Source organism: Bacillus sp. JJ1122 (assembly GCF_036964885.1).
In the GTDB taxonomy this organism is placed as follows: domain Bacteria; phylum Bacillota; class Bacilli; order Bacillales; family Cytobacillaceae; genus Mesobacillus.
This window is the reverse complement of sequence record NZ_JBALQL010000019.1, coordinates 114,865-133,215: the sequence shown is the minus strand read 5'-3', so window position 1 is coordinate 133,215 and position 18,351 is coordinate 114,865. Positions and strand designations below refer to the sequence as shown.

Below are 18,351 nucleotides of genomic sequence, written 5' to 3'. Positions count from 1 at the left end.
AGTTTTTATTGCAGGAACCAATATTAAGCACGGATACATTCATTTTATTATCAGCCATATTATTTATCGTCGGAGTTTTGACCACAAGGTTTTCCTCCAGGCTGGGCGTACCATCACTAATCCTATTCATGTTGGTTGGAATGGTAATGGGGAGCGATGTGCTGGGGATTATTTATTTTGATAACGCAGCCCTGACTCAGTTGATTGGCGTCATTGCCCTTGTGATTATTTTGTTCGAAGGTGGGCTTCAAACCAACTGGAAGGATGTCCGTCCAGTAATCGTTCCCTCTTTATCACTTGCTACCATCGGTGTCTTGCTAACCTCCGGTATTGTTGCTGTTGCGGCAAAAATGATTTTAGGATTAGATTGGCTGGAATCGATCTTATTTGGAGCAATCGTCGGTTCTACAGATGCAGCAGCCGTATTTGCTGTCCTTAAAGGACAAAATATATCCACAAAGCTCGGTTCTACATTAGAAGCAGAGTCGGGGTCAAATGATCCGATGGCTGTCTTCTTGACTGTGGCGATGATTGAGCTAATCACTGTTCCTGAAGCAAGCATCACGACCTTAGTCGGCGATTTCTTCTTGCAAATGGGACTAGGTGTCTTACTGGGGGTAATATTCGGTAAAATAGCGATTGCCTCACTTAATTCCATTAATCTTGATTCTAGTGGACTTTATCCCGTTTTTGCGACTGCTTTTGCCTTGCTAACCTATGGTATTACTGCATTTTTAAACGGGAGCGGACTATTGGCGGTCTATATTGCAGCCATCCTGATTGGCAACGCTGAGATTGCATACAGGCATTCTATCTTCCGTTTTTCAGAAGGATTTGCCTGGATGATGCAGATCCTCATGTTTGTCATTCTGGGCCTCCTTGTATTCCCTTCCGAACTTTTCACTCCTGCCATTCTTATACAAGGAATCCTTTTGTCAGCGATTCTTATGTTAGTGGCTAGGCCGGTGGCAGTATATCTGTCCACAATAAATATGAATTTCACAAACAAAGAACGAATTTTCCTTTCCTGGGCAGGACTGAAAGGTGCTGTTCCCGTTGTCCTTGCTACCTTTCCTTTGCTGGCCGGAATAGAGGGCAGCCATCAAATCTTTAATGTCGTATTCTTCGTTGTTTTGACGAGTGCCCTAATTCAGGGGGCAACCATTCCATATGCTGCTGCTAAGCTCGGGTTGAACGGACCTAAGAAAACTACTCCTATGCAGTCGCTTGAACTCATTTCGCTTGGAAAAGCAGATGCAGAAATGATTGAGTATGAAATAGAAAGTGACAGCGCCATTATCGGAAAAACTTTAGCACATATCCCCTTTCCTGAAGGCTCGCTCGTCAACGCAATCATTCGTAAGGGAGAACTCATAGCACCTACAGGAAATACAAGCATCATGGCAGGTGATTTTCTTTATATTCTATCAGCCAGAAAAAATAAGGCACAACTAAAAAAGCTTTTGAAAGAAAAAGCTTTTTATAAACAAAATGTTATGGATTTAAAATAATAAAAAACCAGTGAGCAGTCTTTTCTCACTGGTTTTTAATTTATTATGCTTTAAGTTTTTCAATGAACATTGTCTGCATTTCTTTGAGGATTGCTTTGTAGTGATATTCATTCAGTATGGTTGCCTGCAAAGTAACTCCATTTACCATTGCCCAAAAGATATCAGCGTACCTTTTTGGAATGATTCCTTTATTGAACTCACCTGTTGCCTGCCCTTCTTCAATGATGCTAGTCAACAAGTTAACAAAGAAACCCTGGTAGCGGTCCGTCAGCGCTTTTTTCAATTCTGGTTTCCTTGTGGAATACAGCCTAAATTCGAAATGCACAAGCGCCTGATCTTTGTTCTCTTCGTCGTTTGGATCATTGTTTAAATAAGCATCAATCAAGAAATTCAGCTTATCCAAAGCAGATTTACATTTTGCAATCTCCCTGGTGAATTTGGTACCCGATTCATTTGTTTGCCTCTCCATGAGTGCAAGGTAAATCTCATCTTTACTTTTAAAGTAATTATAGATTGCACCCTTGCTGATTCCTGAATGAGAGACGATATCATCCACGGTCGAAGCTTCGAATCCTTTTTTAGCAAAACAGGCATGGGCGCTTTGCAATATCTCTTGTCGTTTCATTTCTTTATATTCTTCTGAAACAATTGGCATTTGTAAAACCTCTTTTTCTGACTGATTATCTGACTTCGAGATTTATAGTTTATATACCTTGCTGTACTTATTTTCTAGATATTGTACAAGATAATCCGCATTAAGCTCTTCTCCCGTAACCTTAACAATTAATTCATTGGGTGTATACAGCATGCCGTGCTGGTGGATATTTTCCTTCAGCCATTGCTGAATCACACTGAAGTTCCCATTTTCTATGCTCTCATAAAATTCAGGAACATCCTGCTGGATCTTATGCAGAATTTGTGCGGCATAGAGATTGCCAAGGGAATAAGAAGGGAAATATCCGAAGCCTCCGAACGACCAGTGAATATCCTGAAGGACACCTTCCCTGTTGCTGGCAGGTGTAATACCAAGATACTCATTCATCTTCTCATTCCAGATCGCTGGAAGGTCGCGTGCCTCGATTTCGCCGGCTATTAACGCCTTTTCAATCTCATATCGAACCATAATATGCAGGTTATATGTCAGCTCATCTGCTTCCACTCTAATAAATGATGGCTGGACTGCATTAACAGCCCGATAGAACTCATCTAACTCTACCCTGCCAAGCTGCTCAGGGAAATACTCCTGAAGCGCTGGGTAAAAATACATCCAGAACTGTTCGCTGCGTCCAACCATATTTTCAAGGAAGCGGGATTGTGATTCATGGATTCCGAAAGAAGCTCCCTCCTGAATGACAGTGCCTTCATATTCCGGATTGATGTTTTGTTCGTAAATGCCATGTCCGGCTTCATGGATCGTTCCGAAGATCGCGGAACGGACATTATTCGCCAGATACCTGGTCGTAATCCTTACATCACCGGTGTTTACAGTCTGTGCAAAAGGATGAACAGTTTCATCCAGTCTGCCAGCTTCCATATCGAAACCTATGAGCGGGAGGATATAGCGATTAAATTCTTTTTGCCTCTCCACGGAGAATGGCTGATCAAAGATCTCAGCAGAAGGTTTATTAGAAGATTGTTGTATCCTTCTTAGTAAATCAGCGCTCGACTCTCTTAATTTCACAAATAACGGATCTAACTTTTCAACTGTCAGTCCTGGCTCGTATTCACTTAACAGCGCATCATACGGGTGTTTCTCATAACCATAAATTTCTATGGCTTTTCTTTTAAATTCCACAATCTTCTCTAGATACGGCAGGAATTTTTCAAAATCATCATTCTCTCTTGCATCCTCCCAGGCATCGTTAGCCTGCGATGTCAGCACAGAAAAATCCTTGATCATTTCAGCAGGAATCCTTTTGGACCGGTTATAAAAATCTATTCGCTCCCTAACCTGTGCTTTTGTCACGTCGTCGAGGTAAGTTTCAGCTTCTGGCGTGGAAAGTGTGCCAAGCAGTTCACCCATTTCATCAGATACAGTCAGCTTGAATGCTTCTGTCCTCAGCGTACCGCTGGCCTTTGCAAATGCTGATCTTCCCTTTTTTGGAGCAATTACTTTTTGGTCCCAGCTCAACAAGCCGGAAATACTATTAAAATGCGAGATTTTTTCATCGAGCTTACGAAACTTATCAAGAGCAGAGACAATCGTTTGATTCATAACCTTCTGTTCCATATTCGTTCCCCCACAATTATTTATATTTTTAAATAAACTTTCCAGTCGGTTTATTATAATCTATATTACATTATTTTTGCAATTATCACAAAATTATTAAAAAATATTTCATAGAAAATGCAACCTTTCATAAATATACTACGTCAAATCAAAATAAAGAAAAATTTTCCAAGGGGGAACTATGAAAAAGATTATCCATTATCCATTTTTAATTTTGACCTCTGCAGCAGGTCTGTTATTTTTCATGTCATTTCCTAAACTTTTTAATTTCCGTCCAAACGGAAGCGAGCACTTAGGCTTTAAGCTAATGGACTTCTTTAAAGCTTTTATTGCTACAACCTTGCAATTTTTTGAAGCTGACAGCTGGCTTTTTTTTGAAAAATGGAACCAGGAAACAGTCATTGAAAGATATACGTACTCTTTAGAGATTATTTTGGTGAGCTTGGTTTTCACTATTTTTATAGGAAGCTGCATTGCATACATATTAATGAGCATTTCTTTTAAAAAGCGATCTAAGCTAAAACATGTTTTAAACTTTTTTGAAGGATTACCTGATTTATTGATCATCTTTATTATTCAAATGTCCCTTTTTGCTTTGTATCGTGATTTTGGAATTCGATTAGTCACAATGTATGGACTTGCAGGAAAAGAGCCTTTGATTTTCCCAATGATCATTAATTCCTTGCTGCCTTCGATGTTTTTTGCGCAATACCTATTAAAGATCATGGAAGAAGAGTATGAAAAGCATTACATCCTTTTGGGCCAGGCAAAAGGTTTGTCGAACCTGCATATCCTTTTCGTCCATCTAACAAGAAACATCGTCCCAGTAATGTCAATTCACATTAAAACGATTATTTTTATGATTACGACCAATCTTGTACTCGTTGAGCAAATGTTTGTACTTAATGGCTACACAAAAGAACTATATAATTTGCTGATCACTCGAGGGGGGTCTCCGGTGCAGGTTTTCTTTTATGTCGGAGTGTTCCTGGTACCGTTGATGCTGCTTGAACGGGTTGTCACCCTCTCTGGTAAGAAAGCCGCAAATGCACGGGGGTTGAATATATGAGAAAGCTGTTTGTTAGCAAACTTGTAAATGTCCTAGCTATGTTCGTTTTTGTGTTCAAGTATATTCATCACTTAAAACATCGGAATATGATCGTGGGCTTTGCGCTCCTGTTCATTTTCTTTTTATTGAGCTGGAATACAGAGCTGATGCCAGAAAGCAATGAACCGTTAATATTTGATGAGAATGGTAAATTTGTTGCCGCTCCTCCTGCCCCCCCATCCTTCGTTTTCCCTCTTGGTACCGATTTGGGGGCGCGAAGCATGGTGAATCTGGTCCTTGTCGGAATAAAGTACACATTGGGTGCCATTATTGGCATCACCTTGGCACGCTTAACCCTTGGAGGACTGCTGGCATTATTGACTGCCATATGGATGCCAGGATTCAAACGGTATTTCAGTGCCTTTTTCTGGCCATTCAGGTACATACCTGCTTTGCTCGCTTGTATCATTTTTATGCTTCCGATTGCAGCAGCACCACAGGGTTATTCAGCAAAAGTCATTTTGGAGTATCAGGTACTTGTACTGATTTTAATCGGTCTGCCAGGAGTTTTTTACTTTATCACCGATATGGTGGACGAAATTAAGAAGGAGTCCTTTGTCTTAAGCTCAACGCTCATGGGAGGAGGAAAACTCCATATTTTAGTTAGACATGTATGGCCGAACATTAAGTCCCATTTTTTATTGCTCACTGCACAACAAATGCTGCAATTGCTGCAGCTGCTGACTTTTATGGGCATTTTCTCGATCTATTTGGGCGGACCACACCCGACTGCACTTACTGATTCACCACGGTTAATATACAGGTCGATATCAAATGAATTAGCGGGAATGGCTGGCCAGAATTATTGGCTGATCAGGCGTGCTCCATGGATGGCTTATAGCCCAATCCTATTTATTACGGTAATTGCCCTCATTATTAATTGGATAAAAAGAGGTATCGAAGATCAAATTGCCGGTGTCATCCCTGTAAAGCAAAAGTCAGTCCAAGCAGTAGAGAGTGTAAGCAGGCCTTCATTGGTAAGGGAATCCAAGAGTTTTGTTTTGATTGGCTGCCAACACGAGACGGCAAGGGATTATAAGAGAAAAATTTATTTCAGCGATATTATTCGAAACAAGCTATTAACCCTGAGAAGATACTTTCTTAAATTCAGAGTTTATGAAGCACTTGAGAAATTCCTGTTGATAATGACTTCGTTCATCGGCAGAAAACCTAAGCCTATGCTTACTGCTCTATTAACATTGCCGTTAATCTTATGGGCTGGAGTATATGGATATGCGCAATATGCAGACAGTACAAAAGAACAGACTGCTAAACAGTCATCTGTCCAAGTTTCTTCAAAATTAGATCGAAAAGAAATCTATTACTCGGATTTTACTAATGAAGAGGTTGTCCCAACGGATTATAAAGCATACTTGACCTATAACGAAGCTGAAGGTTCACTGCAAGGTACTCTGAATGTGACAACGACCAACACTACCGGAAAGGAACAGGATAAATTATATTTCCACCTGTACCCGAACCAATTCCAGGAATCACTGGAGGGTATCGATTGGGAAATGATTCTTGGCCCTTCACCAGAACCGGGCTGGATTGAAATCAAGGATTTATATGTGAATAGCAAGAGAACAGATTTTAAAGTGGATAAAACGATTCTTGAAATTGACATGCCTAATTGGACAGACAAGCAAAAAGCCGAGGTCGCATTTAAATTCACTTTGAAACTGCCAAAAAACTATAGCAATACTAGTTTTGATTACGCAGCAGTCTGGCTTGGGAATTTTTTGCCGACCCAGGCTGTTTACGACAAAAATGGGTGGAACCTGGATCCCTTTACACCTTTCGGAAATCCATTTTACAGGGAAATAGCGAATTATGATATTACGCTGACCGCACCTGCTAAATATGAAATTGTATCTAATGCACCGGAGCCATCTGCAAAAATTGAAGCTCAGGGTGATACCGTTAAGTATGCAGTCAAGCTTGAGAATGTAAGGGATCTGTCATTGGTTCTGTTGGATAAGCAATATTACTCAAGAGAGATCTTCATGACTGATGACACGATGATCAATATCTGGTCACGCCCAACAACCGATGGCCAGGAAGCTGCACAACGTAATAATATGGCTGCAGGTCAATCAATGAAGTATTTCGAGGAGTATTTTGGTACCTATCCATACAAAGAGCTGGACATTATCCGTACTGCTGAAAGTAGCCCACAAATGTCTTATCAAGGAATGATTTTTACACCAGGGTATAATTTTTCAAATCACTTAGGCAGCATCAGTATGGCCGACGGCGTTCTCCGCCAATGGTTGTCAGGTGCTGTAGGAAGCAATGGATATAAAGAACCGTGGGTGAACGAAGCAATTACAAGCTATTTATTAAAAAAAGCCATGGTTGAAAGAGGGTACGCAGCAAGCAATTCATCCGAGCAGATTGCCCAGGTGCAGTCCGAAATTGCAAGAATTCAAGGACAGGGCCTATCCCTGAGCAGCCCGCTCGGAGATTTTAAAGAGATGAATGATTACAATATGTTAATCGCAGGAAAAGGATCAACGATGTATGAGGAGCTTGAGAAGCTCATGGGAACAGGGAAGTTCAAGAATGCATTAAAGCAATTTGCCAAGGAAAATACAAATAAAAACGCTTCTGGATTTGACCTCATTAAAACATTTGAAGAAGCCGGGGGTGTGGAAACTTCGGGATATTTTGAAAGCTGGCTAAAGTCAGCTAATGAGGAGAAGGAAAAACAATAGCTAGATATAGAGCCTGGCCATTCCGTGACCAGGCTTTTTTGTTTTCTTTTTCTTATAAAAGAAATTAAGAGATGAAAATAACATATCTCAAACTTATCAAAGAAACGTCCCATCTCATGAAAATTAGAAGCCATTATCTTTCAACTAGAAGGAAAAAGCCGGCTTGGAATTTAGCTTCCATAGCCGGCTTCATAGCTTTACGCAGAATCAAAGCAAAATTATTCAGCTGCTTTCTCAACTTCACTTTTCTTCTGGTCCCTAATTTCAGTAGCGAGTGCATCAATGCTATGTCTTACATTTGCTTTTCCCGAGAAATTCTCAATCAGGTCTTTCACATCGATTCCAGAAGATGCCTTTAAAGATTCCTGGAGTGTGGCCATTAAGTTGGTTGCATAGCCTGTAACCTTGTTCGCTCCGCCGTTTGCACCGCTTCCGCCAGTATCGACAACGGTGATCTTATCGATATTGCCAAGTGGGGCTGCAACCTGCTTCGCATATTCAGGAAGCATTTTCACGATCATGTCGAGGATTGCTGCCTGGCCGAACTGTTCGAACGCTTCGGCGATCTTTTCCTTCGCTTCGGCTTCCGCAAGCCCTTTTAAACGAATGATTTCTGCTTCAGTTTCTCCCTGTGCTCGCTCTGCTTCAGCTTTTGCAAGACCATCCATACGGATTCTTTCTGCTTCAGCACGTGCCATAGCTTCAATCCGATACTTGTTTGCATCAGCTTCAGCAATCTGCTTCGCTTTGTCTGCTGCTGCTGATTGCTCGACAGCATAGCGGTCAGCGTCTGCTTTTTTCTTAACTTCAGAATCATATTGACGCTCACGGCGCAAAATCTCTTTTTCTTCAAGCTCGATCTGCTTTTGACGTTCGATGATTTTGACCTGCATTTCCTGTTCAGTTACCTCTTGCTGTGCGCGGGCATTTTCCAGATCGTATGCCTGGTCGGCACGAGCCTTGGCGATATCCTGCTCGCGGCGGAATTCTGCCATTTTCAAACCATTAATTTTCTCAGCTTCAGCAATTTCTGTCGCTCTTTCAAACTCTGCCTTTTTCGCTTCCTTATCTGCTTCCGCTTTCTTGATGCGAGTTTCTTTTTCCGCATCGGCTGTCGCGATATCGGCATCACGCTTCACCTGTGCGATCCGCGGCTTACCGAGCGAATCGAGATAACCATTCTTATCACGAACATCCTTGATCGTGAATGATACAATCACCAGTCCCATTTTTGCCAGGTCCTGAGAAGCGACGCGCTGTACTTCCTGGGAGAACTTATCACGATTCTTATAGATTTCTTCAACCGTCATGGAACCGAGGATAGAGCGAAGATGACCTTCCAAAACTTCCTTCGCTTCATTTTCTCTGTCTTCCTTTGTTTTTCCAAGGAACTGCTCAGCAGCGGTGGCAATTTCACTGATCGACCCGCCAATCTTGATAATTGCAGTGCCGTCTGCCATTACTGGTACACCCTGTTCTGTATACACTTCAGGCGTCGTAACTTCCAGCTTACTTGATAGCAGGCTCAGCGGGCGGGACTGCTGGAATACTGGAAAAATGAAGGTACCGCCGCCGCGGATAATCTTGATTTTGTTATTTGATTCATCCATATGAACATTTCGGCTGCCTAGAAAACTTCCAGTTACGATCAAAGCTTCATCTGGTCCTGCCGTCTTATATTTCGTAATAAAAACAGCAATCAAGGCAATAATCAAGAAAACGACAAAACCAATCACAATAAACATTAAATCCATTCTATCTCCCCCTAAATGAAGTTCTCTAACTCATCGTATACTTTTACCTGAAGTACACCCTTTTCAATATCAATAATTAACACTTTTTTACCATAAGGTATCTCCGTCTTAGAGAAGCTGGTTGCCGGCTTAGATATTCGGCCGCTAATACTTTCGATCAATACCTCTCCATAACCATCAACCGGAACAGCTGTGATGACCGTTCCGACTCTCCCTCTTAAATCACTTTCCTTATACACAAGCGACTCCTCAGCATTGGATAAGGGAATAAGGACAAAAACATTCAATAAAGTCACAAGAATAAGAGCAATAAGTGCAGAAAATCCTGCGATCAGGCCACTATTCAAAGCTGTAAAAACCTCAGCTAAATAGCTGCCTGCTGAAAAAATGGTTATAAATGAAAAAATCAATGTCGGATTGATCAGTGGAATGCTTTCCATTACACCGTCTAAAAAATCACTAAAAAATAAATAAAGAATCGTGATTGCTCCAGAGATGACCAAACCATATAAATAAACTGTTTCTAGTGGCAATCCAAATAGCTCCATTCTTCTCACCCTTTTTCAAAATCTATTACTTAAAACCTATACAAGCACCTCCCCTTCTCTAATTATTTCTTACTATGTAATACGGATAAATTGGAAATTAGTTTCAATTTTTTAAAAAATTAGTCAAAAAAAAGATATCTGATCTCCCACTGAAAGGAAATTTTCAGTTAGGAAACCAGATACCTATATTTAAGCTCTTTTTTCAAGATCTCTTGCCGTCTTGCTCGTTTCGACTTCTTTTTCATCTTTGAAGGTTCCGAATAGATAATCAGCGAAGGGGGTGCTTACTCCATACCAGTAATTCTCGTTTTTAAAGTGATGGAGGATATGGACCTTTTTTACCCACCTGCCGAAACTGGTCTTGGGCTTGATCGGGCGATGTGCAACATAATGCTTCCATTCATAAATTAATAGCATCGCCAATAACCCGGTTCCAAACGCAATAGTATAATTGAAACTCTTAGAAAAGTAATAAAAGATCAATGAGAGAATCAGGAAATTAGGCAGGCTATACCATAAAGGCAGGAATAAGAGTTCGAGGTTGTTAGGATCAGTATGGTGAACATAGTGAATTCTTTTTAAGAACTTCAGAAAATAAGGGTTTTTAGGGGTCTTTAAATGAAACAGGAAACGATGCGTTAAATATTCGCTGAAAGCAAAAGTCAGCATGCCGAAGACAAGAAATAATAACATTCCCAGTGTAAGGCCCTTCCAGATTGCCACTCCAACTCCTGTTGCAATTAACGCTATTAAAATACTAATATCAGGGAAGAAAAAGAAATCCTTATAGAGCTTGTTCATCCAATTTGTGCCCTCCTGGATTATGAGTGATTTAATTATATATCGTTCTGATTTTTCAATCAATATCGCCCAAAAAAATATATACCCGCTAATACCAAGTAATAGCGGGCATTTACGATTCGATTATTCCTTCACTAATTGTTCCTTCACTAATTGTTCCTTGTTTTTTTCTGCCATGCTGTATATCTTTTTGATCATCCGGATTTGTCCGCGATGGCTGAGTTCGTCTTCGAATACATGAAACCATTTGAAATAATTGTTTCCAGGTTTGTTCCACCACCATGCTGTTTGCTCAAACAACCAATCATCGCTAAGAGATTGGAATTTTTTATAGGTTTCATTCCTCGCTGCTTGAAGATCTTCAAGGTAATACTCAAGAGAATTGCCTTTAAAAGTCGTTCTTCCCTTCTCGCCAAGTTCAAGCCCTGCCAATAATGCTTCTTCTTCTTCCTCGGTTGGATCGCGTCTCTCAAACGTGACGATTTGGTATATACGCTCCACCGCAGCCATATGGGCAAGCAGCATCCCAATCGAATTCGCTTCTTCATGCACAAGGAAATCGAGTTCCTCTACCGAAAGGCCTTCCACTGCCATTAACGTTGTTTCACGCACATAATTCATCATGGAAACCAGATGACTAAAAGTAGGAGAGTACCCGTCCTTCTGATCAATTAAATAGATCGTCGACTTATCATAGTTCATAATCTCAACTCATTTCTTTAAGACTAGAATTATAATTATTCGCTACTTTACAGAAATACCCTTTAATTCATACTCGGAATTATAAACCCCTTTAACATATTTAAGCGCCGGGGGTCAGACCCCCGGCGCTTTAATGTGTTAAATTGCTAAATCTGCTGATTTTGCTTCTTCATTGCCTCTTGGTGCAATGAACTCGTTATAAAAGGTTGCGTTGGCTGTAGAAATATAAGGGGTTAGCCATAGGAATCCGATTCCTAGTGTAAAAATAGCAATGAAGATCCAGCCAATGAAGCTGAGGTTCATAAGGAAGTATTTCCATTTGAAACCTTTCATTCTCTTTCTGCTTTCGGTGATCGCTTCTAGTGCTGAGTATTCAGGATTATCCTTCATCAGGAAAAAAGCTTGTGAATACGCAATGCCTTTAATAATTCCAGGAATAATCAATAATAAAGTCCATAGCATTGTGAAAATACCCATAAGTATAGATGTACCAATTACTTTCAATGAGAGCTCCCACTTTTTATAGACAGCGAATACTTGAGAAATCTTCGGGTCGTTCCATCTGGCAATTACAAGATAAAACCAATAGCTTGCAACTGACAGAGGGATGAAAAGGAATGAGAAAAACAAACTTATTAGATTTGCTGCGGTAGACGGTTCTTCCTCATCTACCCAGGCTGAAAATCCACCGCTCATCATCATCTCGGCCATCATTGGAACAAATGTTGTCACTAAAAAAACGGTAATCGTCAGCAGGACTCCCATGCCCCATTTTCCTTTTAATGAAGCAAGGGCCTTCTTTTTAATTTGTGAAATGCTTAAATTCATTTAGTTTCCTCCTATAGTTTAGGCCTTTTTTAGATTGACTCTAAAAAAGTAAAGTTTCAACCCATTATATTTTAATAATGAACAATTTATTTATTATACCGCTCCAGCCACCGTAGAAAATTCATCAATCCAGTCAACCAGCTCGCCAGCTCTTAACGGTTTCGAATAGTAATAGCCTTGTATTATTGGATTTTCGGAATTTGTAGATAAAAATTCAATTTGCTCTTCAGATTCCACTCCTTCAATGACTACCTTCAATTTCAAAGAATGGCCCAGGCTGATGATCGCCTTAATAATGGCAGAATCTTTATCTGATTGTGGCACGTCATCTACAAAAGATTTATCTATTTTCAGTGTGGAAATCGGCAGACGCTTTAAGTAAGACAAGGAGGAGACACCAGTACCGAAATCATCAAGGGCAACAGTAAATCCATACTCCTTGAACTCACTGACCGCCCTAATCGCATTCTCAATATTATCGATTACGCTTGTCTCAGTAATTTCAAGTTCCAGATAGTTACTTGCAATCTCATATTTAGAGACACTCTCTTTTAAAATTCCCATCAACAGCGGCGAAGTAAAATAGGAACCTGGAACATTAATGGCAATTTTAAAGCCTTTAATCCCCTGTAAATTCCATAGTGAGATTTGCTTGCACACATGGTCAATGATCCAATTCGTCACCTCGTGCATCTTGCCGTTTTCCTCAAGGATCGGAATAAACACACCTGGAGGCACCAAACCATGCATCGGATGGTCCCATCGCAGTAAGGCTTCTACTCCAAAGATCTGTTTCGTGTTTGTACATATTTTTGGCTGGTATACAACAAATAGTTCGTTCTCATTTATTGCTCTCTCAATATCATGGACGAGATGCCTTTCAAATGCATAAGTGTGAATGACAGGGTCATATTCAATGACATCATGCTTATACTTAATGCTTGAGTGATGAAGAACAGCCATAGTATTGGCAAACAAGTCAGCCTTTTCATATGCATGTGAAGAGGTAACCGCACAAACCATATCTACAACTATTTTTTTCTCATTGAATTCTAATGATCTCTTCAAAACGGAAGCGATTCTCAACATCGAAAGTTTAAGCTTCTCATAATCACGGGTATCGGCTGAGGCTACTGCGAACCGGTTTCCTTCAATCCTATAAATGGCAGTAGTCCCTGGCTTTAGGCGAACAATGATTTCGCTGACCGCCCTAATGATCTCATCGCCAAACTCGTATCCATATCTGCTGTTCCACTTCTCCAAACTATGTAAATGAATGATCGCCAAGCTGGAAACGGCAGAAGAATTCATCACTTTTTCAAAGTGCCTCCGATTCGGCAACCCTGTCAATGCATCGAAATTGTTTAAGCGGAAATCAACATAGCGGTCAAGCAGGCTGGATAGACCCGAAAGTCCTAATATAACAGAAATACCTAATGCTACAGCAATCACAAGAAGAGGCAGATTCATATGCTGCCCATGATGCAATCCTGAAGTGAATGGCTCATCCGTGTAAAATACAACAGCTTCCATCCCAGTGTAGTGCATACTTGCCACCGCAAGACCCATGATGAGCGAAGTAAGGGATTTCACATAAAAATTGCCCATGTATTTTTGCAGACTTGAAAAAATGTACAGTGCCACAAAGGAAACAACTATTGCGATAGCTATGGATAAAATAAAAATCCAGGGGTTATATACGTACTTCGCTTCCGTTTCCATCGCAGTCATACCAATATAATGCATCGCCCCGATCCCAATGCCCATAGTCATCCCTGCTAGAGCCTGGGGCCAACGTGTATGATTAATCCGATTGGAAATATAAAAAGCCAAATATGAGGCGAGGATCGCAGGCAAGACAGACAATATGGTAAGAGGAATGTTATATTTCATCGAAACGGGAAGTATAAAAGCGCTCATCCCTATAAAATGCATTGCCCAAATTCCCAGACCCATCGCAACCGAAGCGAGACCAAGCCAAAAATTGCGGCTAAAGAAACTATTCTGCTTGATTCTTTCATTCATGGAAAGAGCAGTATATGATGCAAAACACGCAATCAGAACCGAAAGGATCACAATTGGCAGAGAGTACTCCCCGTGTAAAAACAAAACATCTGAATCGGGCATTGAAAACATAATGTGCAAACATCCTTTTTTTGTTTTTCATGTTGAAAAGCCTATTTATATAAATATCGGTTTCCAGGTTATAATTGTGAACGTTTTGGCCAATAAAAAACGCTGCACAAGGCAGCGTTTCAGTTTGTAAAATTATTCTAATTTAAAATGGGGTGTTTGCCAACAGTTTTTTATTGTTCACCCTTCTTTGCAGCTTTCTTCAGCCTTATGAGGCATCAAAACAGCAGGCTGGATTGGGGAAAGGTTCCTTTTATAAAAGCAGAGACGCAGGCACTTCTCTTTCCACACTCTGACCTTTCAACACCTCAAAAATATGTGCGCATAGAATTTTTGCGTTCACACTTTAATAGGTTCTGCTTAAAAATTCTCGGGTTCGTACTTCTGCCGGATTTTCGAATATCTTATCAGGGTGGCCAACTTCTACGATCCGCCCGCCATGCATATAAACGACCCAGTCTGCGACTTCACGGGCGAATCCCATCTCATGCGTAACGACGACCATTGTCATCCCTTCTACGGCCAGCTCTTTCATTGTCGCAAGTACCTCTCCTACAAGCTCTGGGTCAAGGGCAGATGTGGGTTCATCGAACAGCATAATATCTGGTTTCATCGCAAGCGCACGGGCGATGGCTACTCGCTGTTTCTGGCCTCCTGACAGCTTGGATGGGTAGACTGTTTCTTTATCAGCCAACCCTACTTTTGCCAGTAATTCCCGTGCTTCCTTAATTGCTTGCCCCTTATCAATCCCTTTTACATGAATCGGTGCTTCGATAATATTCTCGATTACATTTTTATGCGGAAATAGATTAAAATGTTGAAAAACCATACCGATCTTTTGACGCACTTTGTTTAAATCGTGCGATTCCGCATTTATTTCCTCCCCTTCAATGACGATTTGTCCATGATCCTTAATTTCTAAAAAATTCAGGCAGCGAAGCAAGGTACTCTTTCCCGAACCACTTGCCCCTATTAGACAGACAACATCGCTTTCTTTTACCGTTATATCAACATCCTTCAAAACATGGAGCTCCCCAAAGGATTTATTCAGTTTCTTCACATCTATCATATTTCTCTCATTCACAACAAGTTCCCCCTTAATCACTTACAGAAAGTTTCTTCTCAATCAGTCCAACTAAAGCAGAAATTAAATAAACAAGGAAAAGATAATACACGGCTACGATGAGCAAGTATGTCATATTATCGAAATCGTTTGCTCCTTTAGTTGTAGCCACATTGAATAATTCATACATCCCGATAAAGGCTGCTAATGAGGAATCCTTTAGACCGATAATAAACTGGTTCCCAAGTGGAGGAAGTGCGCGGCGAAATGCCTGAGGAAGGATAATTCTTCGCATAGTCAGATTTGTGCTCATTCCCAAAGAACGTCCAGCTTCCATCTGGCCTTTATCAATTGATTGTATGGTCCCCCGGAATATTTCCGCGATATAGGCACCGTTATGAAAAGCGAGGGCTAAACCCACCGACCAGAAGGCTGAGATATTCAAGTTATTCAATCCAAAGTAAAAAATGAAGATTTGAACGATTAATGGCGTTCCTCTTACTAAGTAAATATATGTATTAGCAATCCATTCCAAAAATTTAATTCCTGATATTTTCAGGAAGGCAAAAAACAATCCTATGAATACAGCAATGAAGATTGAAACGGCTGTAACCTCCAAAGTCAGAAGCATGCCTTTGATGAAGATTTCATACGTGTCAAAAAAGACTTCTATAACATGCGATAAGCTTGGCAAAATTCATTCCACTCCCTGTGAACACGTTTTTTTATGAAGAAACGAATGTGCAGGTACACCGCACATTCGCTCCCGGATGACAGTTTATTTTTCCGGATCAGCGGTAATATCTTCTCCGAAATACTTTTCGCTAATTTCTTTCAATGTTCCATTTTGTCTTAATGTTTCTAATGCCTCGTTGATCTTCTTCAACAATTCATCGTTTTCTTTTGCAATAGCAATTCCCTGATCACTGCGGCCAAGAAGCTCCTTGCCTTCAATTTTCAAATTAGCGCCTATTGCTTCTTTCCCTGTAATAAAGTCCGTTATAACAGCGTCATGCCTACCATTGGCCAAGGCTTCTAGAGCCGTAACATCACTGTCATAAAGCACAATATTATCTGTTGCTTTTTCTGCGGTATCAGCGTATGTAGAACCTTTTGAAACAGCAATTTCTTTGCCTTCTAAATCTTTAAGTGTTTCGACATTGCTGTCAGGTCTTACGAAAATCTGCGGTCCAGAATAGTAATAAGGTGTAGAGAAATCTACATGCTTCAAACGATCATCATTGATCGTATGGCTGGCAACCGCTGCATCAAAACGACCTGTCTTAACACCCTCTACGATACTGGCAAACTTAAATTTCTTCTGATTAGGTTCAAGTCCCAATTCCTTCGCCACTGCTTCGGCAACATCAATGTCAAAACCGGTCATCTTCCCTTCACCATCTGTTACGCTGAATGGTTTAAATTCACCTGAGGCAGCATATGTGAACTTTCCTTCTTCTGCTAATTTCATTCCGCCATCCCCAGATGCCTTTTCATCCCCGCCACATCCAGCCAAGGTTCCGGCCATAGTCGCAAGCAACACGAATATTGATAATATCTTCTTCACTTTTCTACATTCCCCCTTAATTTCCTAAATGTCTATCTACCTTTTAAGCGTAACAATTTTGTAATATATCCACAAAATCCAAATTATCTGATAATTAACGATATACGTGCATATACCCGGCTCTCGTCTGCTCAGCTGGATGAGCCTCCCCATTCCCTTCATATCCTTTCAAATCCTCCCGATTCTTTATGTTGCGACAGATTTCGGCTAAATGTTCTATTTAACAAAACTGCTCTATCAAATAATAAGGCTTTGTTAAGCAAGGCTGTTGAAGTCCGTTCCAGCCGCTTCGCTTTCCTCGGGGCTGGGGCTTGCCCGCAGGACACTGAATAGCTTCCTCGAATCTGCCCACACACGATGGAAATGCGTTAGCATTTTCGGAGGTGTCTTTGCGCCTTCTACTACAATCAACAGGGGATTAAAAATCTGCATTTTGCATTAGTCAAAAAAAAAAGCCCAAAATTCCTAGACGGAAATCTGGACCTCTTAAAAATATTTACTTTTTAGTAATAATAATTTCTTAACTGTGAATCTTAAAAACGCACAACATTCATTGTCACAAACTACTCAACAATCCGCTCCGGGCAAGAATAGACATTAAAAGAACTTCCCCGGATAAAACCAACTGCTGTAATATTCAAATCCTTTGCCAGCTTAATTGCCAAGTCGGTTGGAGCAGATTTTGAAAGGACGATCCCTACCCCGATTTTCGCTGCTTTTAATAGGACTTCGGAGGAAATCCTTCCGCTGAAAACAATAATTTTATCACGGACAGGCACTCGGTTCAAAATGCTATATCCAAATAATTTATCTAAAGCATTATGCCTTCCAATATCAGTTCTTGACGCTAACAATTCTTCAGAATTGCAAAGAGCTGCATTATGTACGCCGCCTGTTTCCTGAAATACTTGTGAATTGTTTTGCATTTCGTTCATAAGAGCTATTGCTTTTGAAGCGGTAATCGTGGTTTTTGCCGTTGAAGTTTTAGCCGTCCTGGAATCATTGTGGAAATAAAATTGGCGGCTTTTTCCGCAGCAGGAACCAATAAAACGTTTAGAGTAATATTGCTGGTTTGTAGTGGTTTCCGCTTTTAGCATGACATACGCATACCCACGGCTTTCATCAATATTCATGGAATGGATATCACTATAGAAACGGATAACTCCTTCTGATGCCAGAAAACCGACAACCATTTCCTCAAAATGTGTTGGCGTACAGACCATGGTAGCAAATTCCACGTCATTCACAAAGATGGTCAACGGAAACTCGTTGACGATGACATCCTCCACATTCAGGAATTGTCCGTTTAAATATTTTGTAATGGTATATTTATCACTCATATTTTCCAACATTGTCTTCACCTTAGCTTCTAAGATTTTGAGAATATTA

At 40.6% G+C, this 18,351-nt stretch carries 15 protein-coding genes; 3 read left to right on the top strand and 12 right to left on the bottom strand.

Annotated features, from left to right (window positions below):
• Nucleotides 1–8 precede the first annotated feature (8 nt).
• Nucleotides 9–1,511 carry a potassium/proton antiporter gene (locus tag V7201_RS11345; protein WP_335376842.1) on the top strand — a complete coding sequence of 501 codons (1,503 nt, stop codon included), beginning with the start codon at nt 9–11 and terminating at the stop codon, nt 1,509–1,511.
• Between the two features lie 43 nt (nt 1,512–1,554).
• Here V7201_RS11345 and V7201_RS11340 read toward each other — a convergent pair whose 3' ends face one another.
• The gene (locus tag V7201_RS11340; RefSeq protein ID WP_335376841.1) at nt 1,555–2,166 is read right to left on the bottom strand and encodes a TetR/AcrR family transcriptional regulator; all 612 of its coding nucleotides are present in this window, start codon (nt 2,164–2,166) and stop codon (nt 1,555–1,557) included.
• Between the two features lie 42 nt (nt 2,167–2,208).
• Nucleotides 2,209–3,741: a carboxypeptidase M32 gene (locus V7201_RS11335; RefSeq protein WP_335376840.1), complete on the bottom strand. Its 1,533-nt coding sequence runs from the start codon at nt 3,739–3,741 to the stop codon at nt 2,209–2,211.
• Nucleotides 3,742–3,922: 181 nt separating this feature from the next.
• Between V7201_RS11335 and V7201_RS11330 the strand changes: the two genes are divergently transcribed.
• Together V7201_RS11330 and V7201_RS11325 are read left to right on the top strand one after the other, a co-directional pair.
• On the top strand, nt 3,923–4,810 hold the full coding sequence (locus V7201_RS11330; RefSeq protein WP_335376839.1) for a hypothetical protein: 888 nt from the start codon (nt 3,923–3,925) through the stop codon (nt 4,808–4,810).
• Complete coding sequence (locus V7201_RS11325; RefSeq protein WP_335376838.1) at nt 4,807–7,566, top strand: M1 family aminopeptidase; 2,760 nt, start codon at nt 4,807–4,809, stop codon at nt 7,564–7,566. Before V7201_RS11330 ends, V7201_RS11325 begins: the two co-directional genes overlap by 4 nt.
• 218 nt (nt 7,567–7,784) lie before the next feature.
• On the opposite strand, the gene V7201_RS11320 is transcribed toward V7201_RS11325, so the two are convergent.
• The 10 genes from V7201_RS11320 to fdhD all read right to left on the bottom strand — a co-directional run bounded on the left by V7201_RS11320 (nt 7,785) and on the right by fdhD (nt 18,314).
• Complete coding sequence (locus V7201_RS11320) at nt 7,785–9,320, bottom strand: flotillin family protein (protein ID WP_335376837.1); 1,536 nt, start codon at nt 9,318–9,320, stop codon at nt 7,785–7,787.
• Between the two features lie 11 nt (nt 9,321–9,331).
• A complete protein-coding gene (locus V7201_RS11315; RefSeq protein WP_335376836.1) occupies nt 9,332–9,868 on the bottom strand; it encodes a hypothetical protein in 537 nt (178 codons plus the stop codon).
• A 189-nt stretch (nt 9,869–10,057) separates the two neighbouring features.
• On the bottom strand, nt 10,058–10,669 hold the full coding sequence (locus tag V7201_RS11310) for a sterol desaturase family protein (RefSeq protein ID WP_335376835.1): 612 nt from the start codon (nt 10,667–10,669) through the stop codon (nt 10,058–10,060).
• 123 nt (nt 10,670–10,792) lie between these two features.
• Nucleotides 10,793–11,371: a DinB family protein gene (locus V7201_RS11305; RefSeq protein WP_335376834.1), complete on the bottom strand. Its 579-nt coding sequence runs from the start codon at nt 11,369–11,371 to the stop codon at nt 10,793–10,795.
• Between the two features lie 138 nt (nt 11,372–11,509).
• Entirely contained in the window at nt 11,510–12,199 is a 690-nt protein-coding gene (locus V7201_RS11300; protein WP_335376833.1) for a DUF975 family protein, read from the bottom strand.
• Between the two features lie 93 nt (nt 12,200–12,292).
• Nucleotides 12,293–14,335, bottom strand: a complete 2,043-nt coding sequence (locus V7201_RS11295; protein ID WP_335376832.1) for a bifunctional diguanylate cyclase/phosphodiesterase — start codon at nt 14,333–14,335, stop codon at nt 12,293–12,295.
• Between the two features lie 343 nt (nt 14,336–14,678).
• Entirely contained in the window at nt 14,679–15,401 is a 723-nt protein-coding gene (locus V7201_RS11290) for an amino acid ABC transporter ATP-binding protein (protein WP_438825043.1), read from the bottom strand.
• A 28-nt stretch (nt 15,402–15,429) separates the two neighbouring features.
• Nucleotides 15,430–16,089 carry an amino acid ABC transporter permease gene (locus V7201_RS11285; RefSeq protein ID WP_335376830.1) on the bottom strand — a complete coding sequence of 220 codons (660 nt, stop codon included), beginning with the start codon at nt 16,087–16,089 and terminating at the stop codon, nt 15,430–15,432.
• A gap of 84 nt (nt 16,090–16,173) precedes the next feature.
• The gene (locus V7201_RS11280; RefSeq protein ID WP_438825042.1) at nt 16,174–16,923 is read right to left on the bottom strand and encodes a transporter substrate-binding domain-containing protein; all 750 of its coding nucleotides are present in this window, start codon (nt 16,921–16,923) and stop codon (nt 16,174–16,176) included.
• A gap of 602 nt (nt 16,924–17,525) precedes the next feature.
• Nucleotides 17,526–18,314, bottom strand: a complete 789-nt coding sequence (fdhD, locus tag V7201_RS11275) for a formate dehydrogenase accessory sulfurtransferase FdhD (protein WP_335376828.1) — start codon at nt 18,312–18,314, stop codon at nt 17,526–17,528.
• Between the last annotated feature and the right edge of the window lie 37 nt (nt 18,315–18,351).

Bases quoted from the DNA above. Each gene is read 5' to 3' on its own strand.
- V7201_RS11340 (WP_335376841.1), bottom strand. From the start codon at position 2,166: ATGCCAATTGTTTCAGAAGAATATAAAGAAATGAAACGACAAGAGATA.
- V7201_RS11335 (WP_335376840.1), bottom strand. From the start codon at position 3,741: ATGGAACAGAAGGTTATGAATCAAACGATTGTCTCTGCTCTTGATAAG.
- V7201_RS11330 (WP_335376839.1), top strand. From the start codon at position 3,923: ATGAAAAAGATTATCCATTATCCATTTTTAATTTTGACCTCTGCAGCA.
- V7201_RS11325 (WP_335376838.1), top strand. From the start codon at position 4,807: ATGAGAAAGCTGTTTGTTAGCAAACTTGTAAATGTCCTAGCTATGTTC.
- V7201_RS11320 (WP_335376837.1), bottom strand. From the start codon at position 9,320: ATGGATTTAATGTTTATTGTGATTGGTTTTGTCGTTTTCTTGATTATT.
- V7201_RS11315 (WP_335376836.1), bottom strand. From the start codon at position 9,868: ATGGAGCTATTTGGATTGCCACTAGAAACAGTTTATTTATATGGTTTG.
- V7201_RS11310 (WP_335376835.1), bottom strand. From the start codon at position 10,669: ATGAACAAGCTCTATAAGGATTTCTTTTTCTTCCCTGATATTAGTATT.
- V7201_RS11305 (WP_335376834.1), bottom strand. From the start codon at position 11,371: ATGAACTATGATAAGTCGACGATCTATTTAATTGATCAGAAGGACGGG.
- V7201_RS11300 (WP_335376833.1), bottom strand. From the start codon at position 12,199: ATGAATTTAAGCATTTCACAAATTAAAAAGAAGGCCCTTGCTTCATTA.
- V7201_RS11295 (WP_335376832.1), bottom strand. From the start codon at position 14,335: ATGTTTTCAATGCCCGATTCAGATGTTTTGTTTTTACACGGGGAGTAC.
- V7201_RS11290 (WP_438825043.1), bottom strand. From the start codon at position 15,401: ATGATAGATGTGAAGAAACTGAATAAATCCTTTGGGGAGCTCCATGTT.
- V7201_RS11280 (WP_438825042.1), bottom strand. From the start codon at position 16,923: ATGGCCGGAACCTTGGCTGGATGTGGCGGGGATGAAAAGGCATCTGGG.
- fdhD (WP_335376828.1), bottom strand. From the start codon at position 18,314: ATGTTGGAAAATATGAGTGATAAATATACCATTACAAAATATTTAAAC.